Raw genomic sequence first — 2,870 nt, 5'->3', positions numbered from 1 at the left:
TATCGATTGTATAACTAAAATCTACACCAATGTAGGTTTCTTGAGAAGGACCTAGTGCATCATTTACAATCGATAAACCTAATCCAACTTTACTCTCTGAAATAGGAGAATGAATACTTAAACTCTGTGTACGAGGCGCACCATCAAGACCGACCCACTGACTACGGTGTAATCCTACAATACTTGTAACTCCTCTATTACCGGCATAGGCTGGATTAATAGCCACCGTATTGTATATGTACTGTGAATACTGTGGATCTTGTTGTGCAGCACTATTGAAAGTAATCAACACAAAATAGATAAGACACCCTATTGTTAAATGCTTCATTTTTTTTACAACTTTTACAAATACTCACTGAGCCAGTATTTATATGATTATTTATTTTAGAGTGAGTACGCTTTCGCGAAAGCGTACTCATATTCTCTTTCCTACATATTATCGATTCAGGTACAGATAACCCGCTTGCTGTCTGGTTTCTCCATCATCATTTACAAACTTAAGTATGTAATAATAAGTTCCTACAGGAAGTTCTTTACCTCTATTAATAGTAGCTCTTGCTTGTGATGTCCCGTCAAAAGCATCACTATCGTTGAGGTATCCTTCTCTGAAGTATACTTCTACACCCCATCTATTGAATATCTGAACTGTATTGTCAGGGAATCTATCAATACCTCTAATAATTAGTATATCATTAGAATTATCGCCATCTGGTGTTACCCCGTTATAGACTTCTACATCTTCTTCATTAAGTACCCCAGTAAGAATTGTTACTGTTGGATCATCTGGTTCATTATCCCCTTCTACATCAACATTTGTTAGATCATTTGGATCATCTGAGAGATCTGTTACTGTATTATCATTCTCATCAACTCCAAATACCGTCGCTTGATTAATAACGATTAGCGCATCTAAATCTGCATCAGTAAGAATGTACGTTGCTGTAAATGAAGTGCTATCACTTTCGCCTACTGCTAGATCAATAGGACCTCCTTCTACAGTTACTAATGGATCATCTATCGTAATATTAAACAATGGAACATTTCCTGTATTTGTAACGGTAAATGTGTATTGAATAATTTCACCCGCTTGCGTAAATTCATCTCCATTAAGATCAATAATCTCACCTGTCTTTTCAAGGGTTAAACTTCCTTGAGGTAAAGACGTTACTGTCTCGTCATCTTCAAGGTTTGTATCATTATCAGAAACATCTACTACATCTTCCCCATCTGGATCTTGACCTGTAGCAATCGCTTGATTCACTACTTCTCCATTAAGTAAATCATCTTCTGTAATCACATAAACTCCTGTAAAAGTCGTACTATCAACTTCACCTGGTAGTAATTCAGCTATAGGTCCACCTGTTAAATCAAGACCTGGTAATGGATCTTCTATCGTGATGTTCGTAATGGTTACATTTCCTGTATTAGTCACAATAAAGGTGTAGGTAATGGTTTCCCCTACTTGTGCAAATCCATCTCCATCTTCATCATTGAAAACAGCTGTTTTTACTAAAGAGATACTACCTCCTTGTGGAAGCGGTGTGATGGTAGTGTCATCCTCTACTTCACTATCATCATCAGACTCATCTTCTACATCATCACCATTTGGATCTTGACCTGTTGCAAGTGCTTGATTCATTACTGATCCTGCATCAATATCTTCCTGAGTGATCGTGTATTCTCCTGTGTAGGTCGTACTGTCTGTCTCTCCTGGTGCTAATTCTGCAATTGGACCACCTGATAATACAAGTCCTGTTAATGGATCTGTAATCACAATGTTTGTAACCGTTACATTTCCTGTGTTCGTTACAATAAAGGTATAACTGATGGTCTCTCCTACTTGTGCGATACCATCACCATTCTCATCATTAAACATGCCTGTTTTGATGAGTGAAATACTTGCATCTTGTGGAAGCGGTGTAATGGTGGTGTCATCCTCTACTTCACTATCATCATCAGACTCATCTTCTACATCATCTCCATTTGGATCTTGACCTGTTGCAAGTGCTTGATTCATTACTGATCCTGCATCAATATCCTCTTGAGTGATCGTGTACTCTCCTGTGTAGGTCGTACTGTCTGTCTCTCCTGGTGCTAATTCTGCAATTGGACCACCTGATAATACAAGTCCTGTTAATGGATCTGTAATCACAATGTTCGTAATAGTGACATTTCCTGTGTTCGTTACAATAAAGGTATAACTGATGGTCTCTCCTACTTGTGCGATACCGTCACCATTCTCATCATTAAACATGCCTGTTTTGATAAGTGCAATACTTGCTCCTTGTGGAAGCGGTGTGATGGTGGTGTCGTCCTCTACTTCACTATCATCATCAGACTCATCTTCTACATCATCTCCATTTGGATCTTGACCTGTTGCAAGTGCTTGATTCATTACTGATCCTGCATCAATATCCTCTTGAGTGATCGTATACTCTCCTGTGTAGGTCGTACTGTCTGTCTCTCCTGGTGCTAATTCTGCAATTGGACCACCTGATAATACAAGTCCTGTTAATGGATCTGTAATCACAATGTTCGTAATAGTGACATTTCCTGTGTTCGTTACGATAAAGGTATAACTGATGGTCTCTCCTACTTGTGCGATACCATCACCATTCTCATCATTAAACATTCCTGTTTTGATGAGTGAAATACTTCCGTCTTGATCAATCACTGTGATCGTACAATCTGGACAGTTTGGATCAATCGGTGGATTCTCAGGATCATTTGGATCAATCGGCGTTGGATCTTCTGATTCATCGCTTATCGTATCACCGTCTGGATCGGTTCCTTCAGCTGTCGCTAAATTGTATACGCCTCCCGCATCGATATCATCCTGTGTAAGCACATAGACCGCTGTAAAAGTCGTA

The 2,870-nt window shown here is 39.0% G+C and carries 2 protein-coding genes; both read right to left on the bottom strand.

What is annotated here, in order from left to right:
* The coding region (locus ACFO3O_RS22405) for a PorP/SprF family type IX secretion system membrane protein (RefSeq protein ID WP_379983056.1) at positions 1–328 on the bottom strand (328 nt) is incomplete at its 3' end.
* A 108-nt stretch (positions 329–436) separates the two neighbouring features.
* Positions 437–2,870, bottom strand: a 2,434-nt coding sequence (locus ACFO3O_RS22400) for a DUF7507 domain-containing protein (RefSeq protein ID WP_379983055.1), incomplete at its 5' end; no start/stop codon positions are given.

It is taken from the genome of Dokdonia ponticola, from assembly GCF_042653865.1.
Classification (GTDB): domain Bacteria; phylum Bacteroidota; class Bacteroidia; order Flavobacteriales; family Flavobacteriaceae; genus Dokdonia; species Dokdonia ponticola.
This window is presented reverse-complemented; position numbering and strand designations above follow the sequence as displayed.